Genomic DNA, 1,133 nt, shown 5'->3' with positions numbered 1-1,133 from the left:
GCGCATTGGTCTCAAGCCTTGTTTGTCCAACATTTTCCAGAAAGTACGTTTCGAGGCATCAAACGCAGGAATTTTGATTTGGTGCATTTGACCAACATGCCTGCCATTCTCCTGGAACATTTTTTCATGGACAATGAGCAAGAATGCAGAACCTATTTAATGACAACCAAAGGACGAGATCGGATTGCCGCTTATACCTTGGCAATTATTGAAGCCTACCTTAAATACCATCATTCATGAAAGATAAGTTACAATTTGCTTTGATTTTGGGACTCTTTGCTTATGTGATTTTCCTACAGCAATGCAAGCAAGAATCTAGCTTGAGTAATGAACATAAATTTAGAGCTGATACGACTATTGTTCTAGATACGATTTTGCCAGCTCCTGTTATTGTGCAGTTACCTCGACAAGTAGTTCCTGAACCTAGAATTATTTATGTCGATAGCTCTAGAAATATTGTTCCCCAAAATGCTATTGACACCGCTCAACACATGGCTACAAAGCTTTATAAAGATAGTTTAGAGGATGATAATTTGACGGTCTATTATGAATCTTTGGTAGATGGGCAGCTCCTGCAGAATGAGCTGGATTATAAACTAAAAATACCAAAGCAGATTACCAAAACCATTCGTATTAATACACCTGTTCCTATGCCTACCAATGGACTCTTTTTGAATGCTGGGGTGGGTGGTAATATCAATAGCTTTTCTAGTGTAACTCTTGGGTTGCAATTTGTCTCTAAGAAAGGTTGGGCACTCGGTTATGATTATGATGTCTTGCAAAATGTACATCAAGTTAGATTGGGGGTTCGTTTGCTGCCTTTTAAGAAACGAAAACAGTAAAAGCGTAATTTCAGGCGTATATTTTTTTCAGCCCTCTTTTTAATCCGTTTAACTGCCGTTTGTTCAAGGTTATTTTTAATCCAAAAAGCCGCTTTAAAGTTGCTAGAATTACGCCTCTTTCAACCTTGAATGCTTCGTTCATATTCGTTTTTTTAGCATTTTTTACCGCATCTTTGTCTTGTCAAAAAAGCAGCCTAATTACTTCCTAAAACCCTTGTTTTTATTATGCTCATCCCTGATGAATCCAAACACACCCTCATTATCAAACCCGATTACCTTGGCGTTGGTGTC

General features: G+C 38.0%; 2 protein-coding genes. Both read left to right on the top strand.

The annotated features are described in order from the left end of the window. On the top strand, positions 1-240 hold a 240-nt coding region (locus CG11_RS26145; protein ID WP_197043954.1), incomplete at its 5' end, for an N-acetylmuramoyl-L-alanine amidase. Then, a complete protein-coding gene (locus CG11_RS26140) occupies positions 237-842 on the top strand; it encodes a hypothetical protein (protein ID WP_052599916.1) in 606 nt (201 codons plus the stop codon). The genes CG11_RS26145 and CG11_RS26140, both read left to right, overlap by 4 nt. Positions 843-1,133 lie beyond the last annotated feature (291 nt).

Source organism: Aureispira sp. CCB-QB1 (assembly GCF_000724545.1).
GTDB lineage: Bacteria > Bacteroidota > Bacteroidia > Chitinophagales > Saprospiraceae > Aureispira.
Note: the sequence above shows the minus strand (reverse complement) of the source record. Positions and strands in the feature narration are given on the sequence as shown.

Bases quoted from the DNA above. Each gene is read 5' to 3' on its own strand.
- CG11_RS26140 (WP_052599916.1), top strand. From the start codon at position 237: ATGAAAGATAAGTTACAATTTGCTTTGATTTTGGGACTCTTTGCTTAT.